Origin of the sequence: Shewanella sp. (genome assembly GCF_047975355.1) — a bacterium.
Taxonomy (GTDB): domain Bacteria; phylum Pseudomonadota; class Gammaproteobacteria; order Enterobacterales; family Shewanellaceae; genus Shewanella.
In genome coordinates this window covers 88,676-106,855 of the sequence record NZ_JBKEDJ010000028.1, presented here as the reverse complement: position 1 = coordinate 106,855, position 18,180 = coordinate 88,676, and the positions used below count along the sequence as shown (strand labels likewise).

14 protein-coding genes are annotated in these 18,180 nt (G+C 45.6%); 7 read left to right on the top strand and 7 right to left on the bottom strand.

Annotation, left to right across the window (positions count from 1 at the left end; all coding sequences use genetic code 11):
• Window positions 1-43: 43 nt before the first annotated feature.
• The 3 genes from phoR to ACK5NH_RS09855 form a co-directional block, all read right to left on the bottom strand.
• Entirely contained in the window at window positions 44-1,342 is a 1,299-nt protein-coding gene (gene phoR / locus ACK5NH_RS09865) for a phosphate regulon sensor histidine kinase PhoR (RefSeq protein WP_416919652.1), read from the bottom strand.
• Window positions 1,343-1,422: 80 nt separating this feature from the next.
• A complete protein-coding gene (gene phoB, locus ACK5NH_RS09860) occupies window positions 1,423-2,112 on the bottom strand; it encodes a phosphate regulon transcriptional regulator PhoB (protein ID WP_011623460.1) in 690 nt (229 codons plus the stop codon).
• Between the two features lie 185 nt (window positions 2,113-2,297).
• Window positions 2,298-3,242 carry a porin gene (locus tag ACK5NH_RS09855; RefSeq protein WP_416919649.1) on the bottom strand — a complete coding sequence of 315 codons (945 nt, stop codon included), beginning with the start codon at window positions 3,240-3,242 and terminating at the stop codon, window positions 2,298-2,300.
• A gap of 291 nt (window positions 3,243-3,533) precedes the next feature.
• Here ACK5NH_RS09855 and rdgC point away from each other — a divergent pair, with 291 nt between their 5' ends.
• Window positions 3,534-4,448 (top strand): recombination-associated protein RdgC, encoded by a 915-nt coding sequence (rdgC, locus tag ACK5NH_RS09850; RefSeq protein ID WP_416919647.1) that lies wholly within the window; start codon window positions 3,534-3,536, stop codon window positions 4,446-4,448.
• A gap of 176 nt (window positions 4,449-4,624) precedes the next feature.
• Here the strand turns inward: rdgC and ACK5NH_RS09845 are convergent, their stop codons facing one another.
• Window positions 4,625-6,436 carry a M61 family metallopeptidase gene (locus tag ACK5NH_RS09845; RefSeq protein ID WP_416919645.1) on the bottom strand — a complete coding sequence of 604 codons (1,812 nt, stop codon included), beginning with the start codon at window positions 6,434-6,436 and terminating at the stop codon, window positions 4,625-4,627.
• Between the two features lie 140 nt (window positions 6,437-6,576).
• Here ACK5NH_RS09845 and ACK5NH_RS09840 point away from each other — a divergent pair, with 140 nt between their 5' ends.
• The 5 genes from ACK5NH_RS09840 (at window position 6,577) to ACK5NH_RS09820 (ending at window position 13,194) form a co-directional block, all read left to right on the top strand.
• A complete protein-coding gene (locus ACK5NH_RS09840) occupies window positions 6,577-8,739 on the top strand; it encodes a tetratricopeptide repeat protein (RefSeq protein WP_416919643.1) in 2,163 nt (720 codons plus the stop codon).
• Between the two features lie 149 nt (window positions 8,740-8,888).
• A complete protein-coding gene (locus ACK5NH_RS09835; RefSeq protein WP_416919641.1) occupies window positions 8,889-10,445 on the top strand; it encodes a diguanylate cyclase in 1,557 nt (518 codons plus the stop codon).
• A 56-nt stretch (window positions 10,446-10,501) separates the two neighbouring features.
• On the top strand, window positions 10,502-11,857 hold the full coding sequence (gene ppnN, locus ACK5NH_RS09830; protein ID WP_416919639.1) for a nucleotide 5'-monophosphate nucleosidase PpnN: 1,356 nt from the start codon (window positions 10,502-10,504) through the stop codon (window positions 11,855-11,857).
• A 14-nt stretch (window positions 11,858-11,871) separates the two neighbouring features.
• Window positions 11,872-12,654: a flap endonuclease Xni gene (gene xni / locus ACK5NH_RS09825; protein WP_416919637.1), complete on the top strand. Its 783-nt coding sequence runs from the start codon at window positions 11,872-11,874 to the stop codon at window positions 12,652-12,654.
• A 111-nt stretch (window positions 12,655-12,765) separates the two neighbouring features.
• The gene (locus ACK5NH_RS09820; RefSeq protein ID WP_416919635.1) at window positions 12,766-13,194 is read left to right on the top strand and encodes a DUF3192 domain-containing protein; all 429 of its coding nucleotides are present in this window, start codon (window positions 12,766-12,768) and stop codon (window positions 13,192-13,194) included.
• A 102-nt stretch (window positions 13,195-13,296) separates the two neighbouring features.
• On the opposite strand, the gene ACK5NH_RS09815 is transcribed toward ACK5NH_RS09820, so the two are convergent.
• From ACK5NH_RS09815 to ACK5NH_RS09805, 3 genes are all read right to left on the bottom strand, one after another.
• Entirely contained in the window at window positions 13,297-13,638 is a 342-nt protein-coding gene (locus tag ACK5NH_RS09815; RefSeq protein ID WP_416919633.1) for a cytochrome c3 family protein, read from the bottom strand.
• Between the two features lie 68 nt (window positions 13,639-13,706).
• Window positions 13,707-15,368 (bottom strand): FAD-binding protein, encoded by a 1,662-nt coding sequence (locus ACK5NH_RS09810; RefSeq protein WP_416919631.1) that lies wholly within the window; start codon window positions 15,366-15,368, stop codon window positions 13,707-13,709.
• Between the two features lie 177 nt (window positions 15,369-15,545).
• Window positions 15,546-16,787, bottom strand: coding sequence for an OprD family outer membrane porin (locus ACK5NH_RS09805; protein WP_416919629.1), 1,242 nt, complete (start codon window positions 16,785-16,787; stop codon window positions 15,546-15,548).
• 417 nt (window positions 16,788-17,204) lie between these two features.
• Between ACK5NH_RS09805 and ACK5NH_RS09800 the strand changes: the two genes are divergently transcribed.
• A complete protein-coding gene (locus tag ACK5NH_RS09800) occupies window positions 17,205-17,918 on the top strand; it encodes a FadR/GntR family transcriptional regulator (protein WP_416919626.1) in 714 nt (237 codons plus the stop codon).
• The last annotated feature ends 262 nt before the right edge of the window (window positions 17,919-18,180 follow it).

Below are 18,180 nucleotides of genomic sequence, written 5' to 3'. Positions count from 1 at the left end.
TGGCCTGTTTTAAATATAAAAATAATACTCTAACTCGTAGCGGTTATTTGTTACGAACAATCAGGTGATGCGGGATCACAAAGCTAAAGGTGCTGCCTTTGCCTATTTCGCTACTGATATTGAGCTCACTATGGTGATGACTCAGAGCATGTTTCACTATGGCTAATCCAAGCCCACTGCCACCCGTTTGCCTTGAGCGGGCACTGTCGACGCGATAAAAGCGCTCGGTTAAGCGGTTAATATGCTGCGGCGCTATGCCTTCCCCCGTATCTGTCACACTAAAGAGGCCGCCGGTCGCCACACTGCGCCATTGTACGGTAATTTTGCCACCGGGCTCTGTGTAGCGAATCGCATTCGAAATCAAATTAGAACAAGCACTTCGAAGCTGTAACTCATTGCCATGGGAGTGTAATCCCGCCTCACAATGGAAGCTAAGCTCATACTTGTCCTGCGCCAGCGCCTTGGCCTCTTCCTTTAAGACCTCCATCAGCTGCGCCATATTCACGGTATTCTCAAGGTTGATATCGACCGCATCTTCAATACGTGATAACACCAGGAGCTGTTCCACCATCGACTGCATTCGCCGAGTCTGCTGCTGCATTAGAGCAAGAGGCTTAGCATTCATCGAATCGGGCTCCGCCATACTCTGCATCATTTCTAAATAACCCTGTAATACGGTGAGCGGGGTTTTAAGTTCATGTGACACATTGGCGACAAATTCTTTACGCATACCTTCGAGCTGTCTTATCCGCGTAATATCACGGGCAATCAAGAGTAACTGCCTATCGCCGTAAGACATGATACGAATTTCGAGTAGGCGCCTATCCGAGACAGGCGATGCCAGCTCTAAGGGCTCCTTATATTCTCCCGCCTTAAGATAGGCAGAAAAATCCGGGTGGCGGATCAGGTTATCAATCCGTTGACCATTATCCTGCGGCCACACAAAGCCTAAAATCAGCTGAGCTAACCTATTACACCATAAGATATTGTGCTCAGAGTCGAGCACGACAGCCGCATCGGGCAAGGCCTCAGCACCTTGGCGAAATCGCCCCAACAAGGCAGCTAATTGCCCTACTCTACGACGGTTTTTACCTTGCAGACGATAAATGCCGTTAAACACACCTTCCCAACTACCACTGCCCTGTGGAGGAGTTAACTTTCTATCACGCCATAACCAAAAATTGAGACGAGCTAACTGACGGTAATGCCAGAACATCAGTCCTAGCAAGCCAATGATAAGTATCCAGAGGGGTTTCCCTACCAATAAACCAATTAGCAAACAAAGCAGTAAGAACACCGCTAAGCGCGAAAACAACCGGTACCCTGAATAAGAGTCGAACATAAATAAACCCAAACATCAGGCTAAATAAGAGGAGCACAAGATAGCTTAAAAGCTAACCTGTGCCTATCTCTTATTTGGCACTAAATGCGTGTAGAGAAACGATAACCAGCCCCACGAACCGTTTGAATTAGGCGGTCATGGCCCGACTCTTCTACGGCCTTACGAAGGCGTCTGATGTGCACATCTACGGTTCTATCTTCTACATACACGTTGGTTCCCCAGACGTTGTCGAGCAGCTGTTCGCGGCTGTAAACACGCTCAGGGTGCGTCATAAAGAAGTGTAATAAACGGAATTCCGTTGGTCCCATATCGAGTACAGTATCGCCAACACTCACCCTGTGACTTACGGGGTCGAGTAACAATCCTTGTACATCGATGGTTTCTTCAAGACGGGTCGGCGCGCTGCGGCGTAACACGGCCTTGATTCGGGCCACCAGCTCCTTGGGCGAAAAAGGTTTAGTGATATAGTCGTCGGCGCCCACTTCGAGGCCCTTAACCTTATCTTCCTCTTCACCGCGAGCGGTTAACATAATAATGGGGATCTGACGGGTAAATTCATCCTGCTTGAGGCGTTTGGCCAATTGAATACCACTTCCACCAGGAAACATCCAATCCAACAAAATCAGATCGGGGTAAGGCTCCTTTAGCAGCGCAATGGCCGAATCAAAATCTTCCGCCGCAGAGGTTGTAAACCCATGCTGTTCCATTACAAAAGTCAGCATCTCGCGGATGGCTAACTCGTCTTCTACTATCAATATCCTTGCAGTCATAAGTGATTTTCTGTCAGTGAATGTCAACACGGTTATTATTAGTCATTTTTATTACAGATTTATGAATAAGCGTGCCGCAAAAGCGATATTGTCGCGATAATTGTCATATTAAGTTTATATAACTGTTTGTTTATCGCAATAAAAAAGGAGGCCTAAGCCTCCTTAATTCAACCTTAATGCTGAGATTAGAACTTGTGTTCTAAGCCAACACCTATGTATTTGTCATCGTCGTTAGACGCTTCCATAGAACGGTTGGTATAGAAAGCAAACACTTTCGTTGGCTTACCTAAGCTGTAGTCCGCACCCACTGACCATGAATCACCTAAGTCTTCCATGTCTTGGTATTGCGCTTTTAAGGTCACAGCATTGATATCGTAAGCGGCGCTAAACAGGTAACCGTTTACGCTGTCAGTGTTAACAGGTAAAGCGTTTTTATAAGTCTGTTCCTGTTGTTGATACATACCACCTAAGGTTAAATCAGCGATTTTACCTTGTACTGATGCGCGCAGGATTTCATAACCTTTTACGTCAGAATCGTAAGCGATAGCGGCGTAGAAAGGTGATTTTTTCAGTTTAGCGTCACCATACATTGCGGCTAAGCTGAATCCGTCTTGAGCTTGTTGGTCAGCATCGCCTTCGGCAGCATAAGTTGCACCGAATACGAAACCACCAAATGAGGGAGTTAGGTAAGTAGCAGTTTGACCTAAACGGTTTTCACCTTTGAACAGGCTCTTTAAGTCACCTGATAAATCGTTGAACTGGTCAACGTTACCTTGAGAAATCTTTAACAGAGTGTCGTTACGACCCACAGAGAGAGAACCAAATGCACCTTTTAAACCAACGAATTGGTTACGAGCTTTGAAGTTGTCGCTAGAATCTGCGCCAGTATCCACTTCGTATTCAACTGTGTAAAACGCTTGCAGCGAGCTAGACAGTTCGAAATCACCCTTCACACCAAAACGAGAAGCATTACTTTGAATAGTTGTTGTAGAATCACCTTTCTCATCGTTTGATTGAGCGGTAACGTTCAACTTACCATAAACAGTCAGTGGCTCCGCGGCATAAGCAGAAGCCAGAGTTGCAGAAGCTAGCGCAGAAGCAAGTAGAGTTTTACAAAAAACGTTCATCATTTAATCCTTTCGACGTTTGTTCGTCTTGGTTATTGGTTTGGAACGACCGAAAGTTTGCAATGAATCTGTTTCAGTTTTATTTCAAATGTGACAACTTGAGTCAACCACCATAAAACCGCCTTCCTCTTAAAAGACAAAACCCATATACACCAAGGGTTACAGCCAGATTTTTTTCAATATTACATTTTAATGAATTCTACAACTGGGGCAAAATTTAACGATTTAAGGTAGGTTTACCCCGCAGCAACTATGCCGTAAACTGCGACTTTATTTTTCCAATGAGCGCATCTTATGTGGTTTAAAAATCTTACTCTTTACCGTTTCAATAAACCTTTTTCCATCGAGACAGAAGCACTTGAAACCGCACTCGCCGATTTCACATTTTCCCCGTGCGGCAGCCAAGACGTCAGCAAATTTGGATTTTCCAATGCCTTAGGCAAACAAGGCAGCACCTTAGTGCACAGCGCTAACAATCGTTACCTTATCTGTGTCACCAAAGAAGAAAAAATTCTGCCTGGCCAAGTGATTAAAGAATCATTAGAAGAAAAAGTGGCGCAAATTGAAGACGAAGAAAATCGTAAACTCGCCAAAAAAGAAAAAGATGCGCTGAAAGATGAAATCATCACTAGCCTATTGCCACGAGCCTTTTCACGCCGCAGCCAAACGCGCGCACTGATTTTACCAGAGTTGGAAATGATCCTCGTAGATAGCTCCAGCGCCACTAAGGCAGAGGAATTATTAGCCTTATTACGTAAGGCCTTAGGCAGCTTGCCAGTGATCCCATTAAGCTTTAAAGCACCAGTTGAATCAAACCTCACTCAATGGTTAAAGGATGGCAGCGCGCCATTACCCTTTGAAATGCAAGATGAAGCCGAGCTGAAGTCAGCCGCAGATGAAGGCGGTATAGTGCGCTTTAAGCAGCAAGATCTTAAAGAAGATGAAGTGCTTGCACACCTCGAAACGGGTAAAGAAGTACATAAACTCGCCCTGCACTTTGGCCAATCGATAGCCCTGTTACTGCAATCCGATGCCAGTGTAAAACGCTTAAAATTCTCTGAAGAGTTTAGAGCGGGTAACGATGAAGTTGGCACCGACGATCCGATGGCACGCCTGGACGCTGACTTTGCTTTAATGGGTAGTGAGTTAGTCGCGCTGATGCACGCCTTGGTTTCGGCATTAGGTGGCCTCGAAGAGACCCAAGCTTAATCCTTTATTTAGCTAACGCTCCAAGCGAGCTTAAGCTAAAGAAAGTAAAAGGCGCCGCAGTTGGACTCTAAGTTTACTGCGGCGCCTTTTTTATCTCTTCACTTAGGCCAAGCGTATGGCGCGATTCGAGTAAATCCTCTACTTTCAGATAACGACTCACTCAGGTATCAAACGAGTTAGCTTTTAGCCGCAATATCACCTTTAGCATCCAACGGCCAATCAATGCCCAGCCACGCATTGAAGAAGGCTTTTTGTTGTTTAGTCGCCTTCGCATCGCCTTTTAGCACTAGCTTACCGCTTTGATTTTCACCGAGTGTTAAGGCCACTTGCTTGATTTTATCGTTGTTAAATAAGGTGACTTCCACTTTATCACCCACTTTAAAGTCTTTGATACGCTTATCAAAACCTTGAGCAGTCACCTTTAAGCCATTAATCGCTAGGATCTCATCCCCTGCGACAATACCCGCCTGCCAAGCGGGGCCATTTCGCAAGACTTGAGAAAGCACCAAAGAGCCATGTTCGCTGCTTAAGGTCATGCCCGTAAAAGGCTCGGCTTTGGAGTCTTTACCGTAGGACATTACCAACCCAGCCTGAGACAGCAAGCTTGAAAACTCAAGACTCAACGGGCTATTCACATGACTTTGCCACCATGGACCATAGTCCTTACCCGATAAGTCCTTCAGGATCTGCTTTACATCACTCACAGTGTAGCCATTAGGCACACGGTAATCTTGGTACAATTTGCGGTGTACATCACGGTACGAGTGGGCGAGTTTCGAGTCCGTCAGCAGGGAGAAATCCAGCGCCAGTGAGGCTAAATAACCTTCAGAGTAAATATTCACACTGTGGTTAATCGCATAATCACCACCCATGCTGCTCCACTCGCCTAAACTGGCCTCGGCAACCGATTGAATTTCACGTCCTGGTGTCAGCTCACTTTTCTCGATGCGTTTGGCGAGATCTTCTAAAAACTCCTTAGGTGTCATCACACCCGCGCGCAGCAGTAACTGACCTTGGAAATAACTGGTTGAGCCCTCGGCAATCCACAGTAATTCCGTCATATTTTCATGCTGATAATCATAAGGGACCAAACCCGCAGGACGATAGGCTTTAACGTTCCATGTATGAATAAACTCATGGGAAGCTGTGCTAATAAAGCGCAGGTAGTCCTTACGCTCGCGAAAGCTAAACCGCGGCAACTGGATAACCGTTGAGTTTAAGTGCTCGGTCGCACCACCAGCACCGTTGGTTGCATGCACCATATACACATAACGGTCAAAGGGATAACCATCCCAAATCGCCTTGGCTTGGCCACTCAATGCGGTTAAGTCTTTCACGATGTTATCGGCATCGTAGTTGCCTTCGCCCCAAAACACTAACTCATAGCCTTTACCATCGGCGCTAAATTTTTTGTGTGTACTCACCCCTGTTTCGATGGGAGAGTCAATTAGCACATCATAGTTAGGAGCAATAAAAGAGTGCACCACATTACCTGCTGACATGCCGGAATAACTCTGCCAATTTTCGGGCACAGTTAATTGTACGGTCACTGGGTCAGTCCGAAATTGCGGGCTATACATAAATACGCCACTGGCATCTAAATAAGCGTGGCTAGCATCGATATGACGTACACGTTGGCCCAATTCATTGGCGTAGAGCTGATAACTCACAGTCACACTGGCGGGTTTATCGAGGGCAATTTGCCATTCACCACTGGCGGTGCGTTTCCATGGCAGTGAATTACCATGGCTGTCTTTAGCGGTAAATAAACGCACACCGTCGGATAAAGGTAACACTTGATATTTACCCGTACGCCACACGGGAAGATTGACACTGAATTCGCCCGCTTTAGCCTCTGGGAAGGTCACACTCACCTGCGCAAGATGATGTTCTGGTTGGCTTAAATCAATTTTGTAACCCACATCGGCAAATACGTTAGCCGACCCTAATACACTTAATACCAAAATAGATAATCTACTGGGTTTCACTCTTACTTCCTTCCGTCTTCTGTTATTATGCTTCTTATATTTTTTCCAAGTATAACAAGTCGATGTAGCATCCTCATTAGGCGCTAACAAAAGCTAACAAAATAAGTTCCTTGACTTAGGGAATATAGGGCCACCTGCACATGCATAAACTCATTGTTATTTTCGTGACCTTGTTGATATCTATTTCTTTTCAAACAAAGGCAGCCGATATCGAGGCCGAAGAAATAGAATTGCGTGAAACGCCGCAGAAGATGTATGACAGACTTAACCAGTCGATCTCTTTTCCTATATCTTTTAAGAATCGTGAACAATTTGAACGCGCAGCCCAAGAACAGGGTTACAGCAGCGATGAATTTGAGCATATTTTGCAACTACTGGCGCGGTTAAATCTCGAGCCAAATGTAAAATCTAAGGTAGGATTTCAAGATGCCAATAGCCTCATCGAACTCTTGGCAAGTATCGCTCAATCGCCTTTTGAGCTGGCAACTGTAGCCATGCTGAAGGGACGTTATATTGGCCGCACTGAGCAAAAATACCAAGAGGCCATCGCATTTTATAATGAGGCGCTAACACGGATTAACGACAGTTATGATGTGGAATCCATGCTGCTAAAGCACACCATTCATGAACATTTAGGCGGTCTGCACCTCGTCATCCGCCAAGATGTGCCTGCGTTAATGCATTTTCATACCTATAGGGATATCGCCTACAAGCTAAGAAACGACTACCTCATCGCGGCGGCCGAATCGAAACTTGGGCATTATTACAATAAAAATCAACAACTCACTAAATCATTACAACACTATAGTGAAGCTATTCGCCTATCTAATCGCTCCAATTATCCCTCGATGAAAACCCACCTACAGCTGCAACTGGCTAAAGTCTATCGGGATTTAAAACAATGGAATGAAGCCTTAAAGAATGCCCATGAGGCCGCCGCTGGCTTTAAAAAACTGGGGAACGACACTTATTTATCAAGCTGTATGACGGTCATCGCCATGGTGTATGGCGAACAAGGTGATTGGAACCGCGCCATCGATTACTACCTGAATGCCCAGCAGCTCGACGCCAAACGCGGTAACTACATCGCCCAAGGGCTGAATTATCACAATCTCGGCCAAGCCTATTCACACTTACATGATGAGGTAAACGCCCTCAAATACTTATTGATGGCGAATCAGATATTTCAAGAAAAACAAAGCCATCACTATTTAGTCTATAACGAACTGCTTATCGGTGAGATTGCCCAATCGAAAGAAGATTGGCCGCTGATGATGAGCCACGCCGAAAATGCCTTAGCCTTAGCAAGCGATTTAAAATTGCAGGACGAGCAAAAATCGGCTCTGACACAAATCGCCCTGTCTGCGGAAAAGCTCAACGATCAAGCCAAAGTGATTAGCACACAAAAGCGCATTATCGAATTGAGCGAAGCGCTTGAAAGCACAGCCAAAGATCCATCGGTTTCCGCCTCAGTTCTGGCCGAGCAGCAACTCAAGCTAGAGCTCAGTATGTTACAAGGCAAACTGAACGATGCCGTTGAAACCACTAAAAATACTAACAAGTTGCTCGCCTTTAGTGGTCTGATTGCGACTGTACTCTTAGTGGGGATCATTCTCCTACTCATCCAACGTCGCAAAAATAGCCGCCAAAATGAGGCTTTACTAAAATTAAGTTCGCAGGAGCCCTTTACTCACCACCAAGGATATGCGGCGTTATTAAAGGATCTCTCCCAAAATCCAGCCAATATATCCACTAGTGCACTCGCCTTAATTGAATTTCGCGAGCATGTCAGTACTGACCTGAATCACGGTCAATACTTTGCCAATGCCATCACGCGTCAGTTAACGAGCCATATCACTAATGCATTATCTATGCCCGTGTATGTGATCCGTCAGGGTTTGTTTGCGGTAAGATTTACCGAGGCAGAGGAACCACAGCGGGTGTTACAAAAATTGCGCCTTGAGCTTGATAATCAAGGGCTGGGCTATCATTTTAATATTGGCTTTATCAGCTTGCCGCTGTTAACCAAAGCGGAAATCAAAATTGCCCCTAAATTGCTGCTTGAAACGCTCCAAATGGCCCTCGCGGGAGCACGCAGTTTACCGAACGATGCTAGCCATTATGTGAGTCTCAGAGCCTTAGATTTTGTGCCGCCGACACTCTTTGCCGATCCGCTGTTTTTGCATCTCGAAAAAGGGATTGAACGAGGACTGATAAGAGTCGACACCAATGCAACCAAGGAAGACATTATTTGGCCCAGCTGGGAAAATAACCAAGATCGACACTTATTAGAAAATATTTGATCAATATCGACAATTAATCACTGTGGCGTAGGTAAAGCAATTTGCACTCTATCGCCATTGTTATAACATTAGAAGCATATGAGTTTACCGCTAATCTGGACAGAGGACGTCATGCTTTTTAGCCCTACAGAGTTAGGAAAATACTCCGGATGAAGGATTCCAACGCGACAGTGACACAGCTGGCATTGCTTCAGCAAAAACTTCACTCGGCAAAATTGGCCCTCGAGGAAGTAAACGAAGACAGGAATGCTAAGTTACAAACACTACTCCAATTTATTGGCCATTTAAGTCTTGCCTGCAAAGGGCAAAATTTAGAACTGGATAATAAACTTGCCAAACTTCGCCATAATTTAAATACCTTTGAGCGAGTCGATGAAGCATTACCGGAGTTGGTTGATGTTGAACGTCTCTTAAAGGGTCAGTACAACCATGTGATGGTGCAACTTGAAGAAAGCCGTACAGGGCTTGCACAGGTCGTCCGCCAGATCCAACGGGTTAACTCGGCACCAGAAAAGCTCAAAAAAGAAGTTAATTACTTTAAGCAGGATCTCTCCAAACCCTTCCACACAGTTTGGGAATATATCCCTAAAGTTAAACAAATCATTGGCTTCTACGATATTATCCTGCAGCAACAGTTCAATGAGACTGAAAAGTTAGATGTATTGCCAAAGCACAGGCAACTTGCCCACGAACTCGCGCAGATGATTTCGGAAATTGAGTTTCGTAAAGATCAACGCGACCAAGTGCTCGTAATAAAAGAACTGCTGGCATCGGAAGTCGAAATCGATACCTTGCTCGAAGCTTACCAAACCATTTTATCCCTGCTGCTCGATAACATCGCCCGCGAAAAATCGGCCTCGCAAGAATTTTTATACGCGTTAAACGATGCCTTAGCCGCTGTGCGTGAAGTAGTGAGTGAATCCTACAATCACAATCAACGAAGTTTTCAACTTAAGACCCAACTCAATCGGGAAATTAATTCTCGCGTGGATAATGTGGGTGAAGCCATTATCGACACCGACGATATTGTTGACCTGAAAGCGCAATTGACCGAGCAGCTCAACTCGATTCGCTCTGCCCTCGCCCGCAAAGAGGCGCTAGAGCAGCGGGAGCAAGCCTTGCTACGTAAGTCGATGGAGACGATGCGCAAAGAGCTTAATGAGCTAAGCAACGAGGCGAACACCTATAAAGAGCGACTCTTTGAGCAACAAAAACTCAATCTATTGGACAGCTTAACCCAATTACCTAACCGTGCCGCCCTCGAAGAACGCATGGAGCTTGAGTATCGCAATTATCAGCGCCATAAAACCCCGCTGTGGATCGCGGTTGCAGATATAGATCACTTTAAGAGTATCAATGACAGCTTTGGGCACAGCACAGGCGATAAAACCCTGCAGGTCATCGCCATGGCATTAAAGAACTCCCTACGGGATACCGAGTTTGTCGCCCGCTACGGCGGCGAGGAGTTTGTGCTCATCCTGCCAGATATTGGTGGTGGTGACATTGCTCAACTTTTAAACAGAGTCCGTGAAAAAGTAAAAAATATTCCATTTAAATTTAAAAATCAGCGAATTACAGTTACAGTATCTATAGGGGCTGCGCAGGTTATGGGGAACGAGCTCATACATGAAACCTTCGAGCGCGCCGATGCAGCACTCTACAAAGCAAAACATGAAAGCAGAGACAGGGTTGTGATTGACGTATAATTAAGTCAGCCTATACGTCGCTTCTTATCACTCCTGTCGAGACGAAGGAGTGGTAAATGATAGTAAAAGTTAGCCCCAAGGGCAGCATGGATCAGCTTTCACAACTCGAAGTTGATCGACTCAAAAAAAGCGCCAAGAGCGCCCTATATCAACTGTATCGAAACTGCTCACTCGCCGTACTCGCCGCAGGCCTCAAGACCGACAACTCTAAAGCGCTATTCGAGCAATATCAAAGCTTCGATATCAATGTGTTGCAACGTGAGCGCGGGGTTAAGCTAGAGCTTATCAATCCCCCCGAGCAAGCCTTCGTCGACGGTCAAATTATTACAGGGATCCAAGAACACTTGTTTTCGGTGCTCAGGGATATCCTCTATATCAGCGACAAGTACGACACCCTAAAACATATCAACCTCACTAACGCGAGCCACATTACTAACGTAGTGTTCGATATATTGCGTAACGCCCGCGCCATTGCACCGATGAAAGACCCGAATGTAGTCGTCTGTTGGGGCGGCCACAGTATCAACGCTGTCGAATACCAATACACCCGTGAAGTGGGCTATCAACTTGGCTTAAGGGAATTAGATATTTGCACCGGCTGTGGCCCGGGTGCGATGGAAGGCCCGATGAAGGGCGCCGCGATTGGTCATGCGAAACAACGGATTAAAAACGCCCGTTATATTGGCCTCACCGAGCCCAGTATTATCGCCGCCGAGCCGCCCAATCAGATTGTTAACGAGCTGGTGATCTTACCCGATATCGAAAAACGCCTCGAAGCCTTCGTCCGCCTAGGCCACGGCATTATCATCTTCCCCGGAGGTGCTGGCACCGCCGAAGAGCTACTGTATATCTTAGGGATTTTACTCAATAAAGAAAATCAAGAAACCCCCTTCCCATTGGTGCTAACCGGCCCCAGCGAGAGTGCGGACTATTTTATTAAAATTGATGAGTTTATCGCCGCCACCTTAGGGCAAGAGGCGCAGCAAAAATATCAAATTATCGTAGACAATCCCGCCGAAGTCGCCCGAGTGATGAAGCAAGGTATGGATCAAGTGAAAAACCATCGCCGTGCTACCGGCGATGCCTATCAATATCAATGGGGACTTAAGATAGAACCCGAGTTCCAACTGCCCTTTATTCCAAGCCATGAGGTGATGGCAAACTTAGATTTGCATTTTCAATCGAATAAAGCAGAGCTGGCCGCCAATTTGCGTAAAGCGTTTTCGGGTATAGTGGCAGGTAATGTAAAATCAGACACCATCAAACAGATAGAAGAATTAGGCCCCTTCCACATTAAAGGGGATCCGCACTTGATGGAGTTGATGGACAATTTGCTGGGGGCCTTTGTAGCCCAACATAGGATGAAACTGCCGGGAAGTGCTTATGTTCCCTGCTATCAAATAGTGAAGTAAAACAATAACCACCAATGAATAAGTTTTTAATTATCGATGGTCTCAACTTAGTTCGCCGCATTTATGCGGCGATCCCAGATGAGAACGATATGGACAGTTTAACGGAGCGCGTGAGCGTTGCCTGTACTAAACTGCTGCGCATTCACCACCCCACCCATGTCGCTATCGTCTGGGATGGTGATGAGATGTCTTGGCGAAAACAGCTTTACCCCGATTATAAAAAGGGCCGTAAACCTATGCCTGAGCCACTTGCAGCTGGCTTATCGGCACTGCAGGAACAGCTTAAGAGCTTACAAATCCAATCGATTTATGCCGCCGCCGAGGCCGATGATGTTATCGCCACCTTAGCGATGAAAACCGCCAAAGCTCAAGGCGAAGCCGTTATCGTGTCGACAGACAAGGGGTTTAGTCAGCTCAATCATCCGCGGATCAGCCAGTGGGATCACTTTAATCAGCAATACCTAAACATTGCTGAACTTGAGCAAAAACTGGGTGTTGATCGAAACCAATTTCTTGATTTAATGGCACTTGCTGGAGATAGCGGCAATAAAATCCCCGGTATCGCAGGCATTGGCCCCAAATCGGCGGCCGAATTACTGCGAACCTTCAGAACCTTAGCGACACTATTTTCCTCTCTATCCAATCTCGGTGCGAAACAAGCCAAGAAACTGGCCGAAGGGCGAGATATGGCGCGCCTCAGTTATAAATTAGCCCAGCTACAAACCGATTTACCCTTGAATATCAACCTAAAGGATTTTAGGGTCAATGGCCCCGCCAATACGCAGTTGGCCGAATAACCCCCTGTTGTTAACACTAAGTTGCAATAAAGCCGTTTACCTTGGCGCATCAAAGGCGTATTTTATTGACTTGCCAAATAAAACATTGGATATGCAAAGGAATTAGATTCAATGAAATCAAAAGCTTCTGTCATTATTGGTAGTATATTTGCCGCCTATGTCGCCTTCGTTGCTGTAGTGGTACTCGTATATGAACCCACCCCAGATGAAATGGATTGGGAAGACAGGCAAGTCTATAACAGCCAGAAATTAAATGATTTAACGCTCGGGCAGGATATTGCCACCGTCAAAACGATGTTTGGTAAGGCCGACTTCTCAGAGGCAAAATCCATTAAGGATGGCCAACTACAAGTGCTCTTTTATCGTACTCACCATGAAAAATCCGACGGTGTGACCACCAAAGAAGAGTGCACCCCGCTGATGTTTAAAGACGATAAACTCATTGCTTGGGGCGATGACACCTATAAACAGTACCTCGAAGCCGGAACAGATATCGTCAGCCGCACCACCAAAGAGGCTGAAAGTTCAGGCAAAAATTAACTTTACCTAGGCAGCTCCCATAATTCACCAATACTCAACATAAAAAACCACCTCTGCAGGGAAGGTGGTTTTTTTAGTCACTAGCGGTTTTTAAGAGTTTGATTATGGGGTGACAAAATCAAACTTCAAATGGCAACCTTGACAATAATTTTCAGACTTTTCATGCACATGATGACACTTCGCACAGTCAGTTTCGGTACTAAAGTGACGATTGTTATGTGGATTTGTTGGTTTAAAATTCTCTGTTTTTACCGCTAACTTAGCGGTATTGTGGCATTGCACACATTTCAGCATAGGCACGGCTTCACGGGTTTCCCCTTGGTGACAGCTAGTACATTTTAGACCTTTGGCCATGTGAGTTTGGTCGAGTAACTGCTCTGCGGCAAAGGTGCTGCCTGCAAATAGGCATAATACCAGTGAAAGTATAATAGTTAAGTTCTTCATGGTTTGATTCCGTTTTTCATTTTGAAGGATGCCTTATGTGCAGGCACCACTATTGATGACGTTATGGCTTATAACTTGGCAACATACTTGCCGGTTAAGTAGCCGAAGGTGTAGCAACGACCTAAGGACAGACCAAATACCGTTAATGGATAATCAACGCCACCGTAGAAACCGCCCCCCATGTTACCGACGATGAACAAGCCACCAATGGGTTTACCATCCGCATCGAGGGCTTGATGGTTTTCGTTAACTAATACGCCCGAAGTGATTGCCGATAGGCGCATGCGACGGTGAATACCATAGAATGGAGCCTTTAACACAGGAGCCATTTTGCTTGGCGCTTTACCAAAGTCCTCGTCCCGCCCGGTTTTGCATAGCTCGTTGTAACGGTTAACGTTTTTCACGAAGGTTTTAGGATCGCAACCTAATTTCACCGCTAATTCTTCTAGGGTGTCAGCCACGAAGGTATTGATTTGTGATGGGAATACACCTTTCTTCTCAGAAGGATCTTCAGGCATGTAGTTCTTCAATTCTTCAGGTGTATAGGCTTTACCTGGCCAGTTTTTGGCTTGTTCCATATAGTTAGAATCGAAAACCTGAGAGTAACAACCTTGGTCTGCTTCACTGCGCAGGTAGTTATTCATCAGTGACATTTCTACTGCTTCGTTGACAAAACGTTCCCCTTTACGATTTACCACGAGGAATGGCATATCGCACATTGCCGCCGGACCTGCGTCAAAGTCGTGGAGCATTTTAGTGTGGCCAGCAGGTTCGATCACGCCGCCCGCCCAATACGCCATGACAAAACCGTCACCGGTTCTATCCATTTGCTTGCGCTCGAAGTTTTTCAGATCGGGGATGAAGAAGTCACACATGGCTTTGTTATTCTGGTAGTCACCTGCGGCCAAAATCACACCCTTTTTGGCCATAAACTTATGATATTTACCATCACGATTTTGGGCGATGACCCCAATCACCTTACCAGTGGCATCTTGGATCAGTTGGTTAGCCGGAGTGTTAAAGAAGAATTTGACCCCTGCTTTTTCAGCCGTTTTTGCCAAAGCACGCATACCGTCACCAGCGGTATAAGGCTTAGGACCAAAGAATGAAGTCACAAACTCCAGTGGATATTCGGTAATGCCCTTGATACCGTGCTGTGGCTTAGTACCTTGGTCGACAACCGTTGCACCGCCTTGTTTCGCGCGATCGATAACCCAAGATACGGCTTCGCCTGAATTGTAGGCCCAGCTTCTTAGTAGTGCAGGGTTGCTGCGGTGGGCGTTGTCGGCCATTAGGCGGTTTACCAGAGCTTCAATACCTGCTTTATCGCTCTTTTTCAGATCTAAACCAGAGCCAGTGTTCCCCTGTGCGACAACGATGGCTTGTTTCTGAAGAACGGCAACCTTAGCACCGTTTTCTGCTGCCGATAATGCAGCTGGAACACCAGAGGCACCGGCACCCACCACAACCACATCGAAGGTTTGGGTCGAAGCAATTTCACTGTCAGGAATCGCCTTTGGCTTAGGCATAAACTCCAGTGTTGCGTGGCCGATTTGCGCATATTCCTGGGCGTGTGTAGAAACTGGTGAAGCACTAGCAGAACCTGTTAATCCGGCAAAGGCTAAGCCACCGGTACCAATAGCGGCGCGGGTTAAGAAGCTTCGGCGTGATAGGCCATTCTGCAAAACATGTGCGGTATATTGGTCAATTTCTCTCGATTCTTTACTCATTTTCATTACTCCGTTGACTATATCGTTAGGCGATATTCGCTCTGAATAACGACATAAGATTTGGCCAAGGGTCATACTGGCAAACGGCTCGTTAGCCAAGTGACAAAGGCCTAAAAAAAGGGGTGTATCCAAAGGACGTTAATACACCCTGTAAGTAGGCGCATGGGAGCGCGCGAATTAATGACCTAAAGCGAACTTGTAAGTCAGGTATAAGCGGAGATCGTTGAGATCTTCCTTCTGGTCAAAATCGACCATTGCATAGCGTGCTCTCACACCTAAGCCCTCAAAGACACCGCCAAACTTATAGGTCACAGAGAAGTTAGTTTCGGTAAAGTCATTCAGACTTTCGGGAGAGTCATAATCGCCGTAGAAGGCATAGGCGCTTAGGCCCTTAGCACCGACTTGGCCGAAGTCGTATTCCAGTTTTAAGGCGTTGACTTCTTCATTGGCGAGTGCAGATTGGTATACCTGTTGAATCACAACCTTGTCGTCACCCCATGGCGTCAGCACAGTATCGTCACCGGTTTTAGCGTACATGTAAGTGGCATCCACGCCGGCAAATTTAGCCCCTAGATGGAAACCATATTGATAGGTATCCAGCTCACCAGCGGATTTATTACCCGTTGCCTGTTGATTGAGATAGGAAGGAATGAAATACAGATTAGCAGCACCCAATTGGGTCGAAAGATTTACCTTGGCATAGGTCTGTTGGAATACATCTTCCATATAGTATTGCCAGAGGTTGAATTGGGTTTTCACCGTTTCAAATGGCAGTTGATATTTGGCGCCAACGGCATACATTGGATTGTCTTCTACATCAACGACATTGCCGGTATTACGTTTGACTTCAGCTTTTACAGCCTCACTCACAGAGATAAAGCGTTCATCGGTCCACCCCATAGAATCGGTGATATAGAGTGCCGATAGTGTCAGATTATCGATGCTGTGGTTTTCGGCTGAAAAGCCACGGTAGGTACGAGGTATGGCGCGGATATCATGGGGATTCATCATTGGGGTGCGCAACTCTTGGGCACCTAATCTGAATTGGGTATTCCACCAGTCACCTTGAACATAGTATTCCTGCATGCGGTTGACACTTTGGTGATCACCATTGGCATCCCGACCGACTAAGTTGTAAACCGCGTCAGAATCGTTAACCCAAATCGGGTTAGCAGAGGCGAAGCTAGTGCCGATACTCAAGCCATTCACTTTTGCAGTATTGTAATAGAACAGACCACCTAGTGATGTGGTGTGCTGGGTAGTGGTACCTTCATCAAAATCTTTGGTGAAATCTAAAAGACGTAACTCACCTTTCACAGTGCCTTCACTGAACATCTTGTCGATCGTGGTGTCAGCGATTGCAGGTACCGCTAGTGCTGACAAAACGACCAAGGATAAATAAGACTTTTTCATCATCATCTCTTCCTATTATTAGTAGCCTAAAGCAATTTTTAGGCTTTTAAAAAGCCGCAAAAGCTTTACGTTAAATGTATGACGTATGAACAATGTCATCAATGGCATGTTTCGAGATATGAGAATTCAGTTACGAAATTCGTAGAGATGTAACTTAGATCAACAAAAATGAATGTTTTTTAATCTCTAATGTAGCTGTTGGTTGATTGCAAAATAGACGAAAAGAGATGCTAGTCTTAACTGGATATTTAAATTTTAAAATCAATTTAATTCAAAGTCTTATCCGAAAATCAGCAGATTGAATATGACCTTAAACCGAGGACTCTCCTGAGTACATAAATGTCAGGCTTAACCTAATGAAAATTCAGACATTCGCCTAATTTATGTTAAGATTTCAATCTAGTTTTGATTCGAGATGACAATTTGAACACCTTTAAACCCGTTAAGCAGCTAAGAGCATCGACAGAAGTTGGACAGCAACTAAAAGAAGCCATTTTTGACGGCAGGTACAAAGCTGGGGATAAGCTTCCTTCGGAGCGGGAATTAATCGATCTGTTTATGGTCAGCCGCACTGTCGTCAGAGAGGCCGTAAAAATCCTCGAAGCAAGTGGTTTAGTTGAGATTCGTCAGGGAGCCATGGGAGGCGCCTTTGTTAAACAGGTTGGCTACGAGCGCTTAAGCGATTCCTGTCAAGATCTACTCACTATGGGTAAAATGTCGTTGCCTGAAATTGTCCAGGTGAGAATGTTGCTCGAACCACAGGTTGCTCGTTTAGCTGCGAAAAACTGCACGGCCGAACAAGCGGCAAAATTACTTGATGCCAATCAACATGAAAACGATACCTTAGAATACCCCACCACAGTGTTTTTGCGTTCCCAGGTACATTTTGTCTTGGCTGAAATTTGCGGCAATCGTTGCTTAGAAGCCATTAGTAAGTCACTGCTGTTATTATTACGTCAGAATTCTATAACCTTTGAACCGCCTACAGACGAAATCCATCCCGCTGGATTACATGATAAATTGGTTCAGGCTGTCGTTGATGGGGATGAAGACAGAGCTGAAGCTGAAATGCGCGCTCACTTGGAAGATTTTTGCGAAAGAGTGGCCGAGGTTGAGCGTAAGTACAAAGAGCGCTAACCTTTGGTACGACCTATCTTTCTACAAATCCCGAATTAGTTCGGGATTTTGCTTTACGAGGGCGTGAATTCAATACATATACTGATGTCATTAAGACCTCTTATAGTACCCATAAATCAGTGGGTACTAGTTATGCGTCGACACTGCCCCAAAGATATCGAGTACTGGCTGGGGAATAGAAGAATGGCGAACTAATTGTCTTATCAATTCTCGTCTTCAGTTTTGCTAACTCTTTATCGGGAATAGAGAAACAGTAAAGACT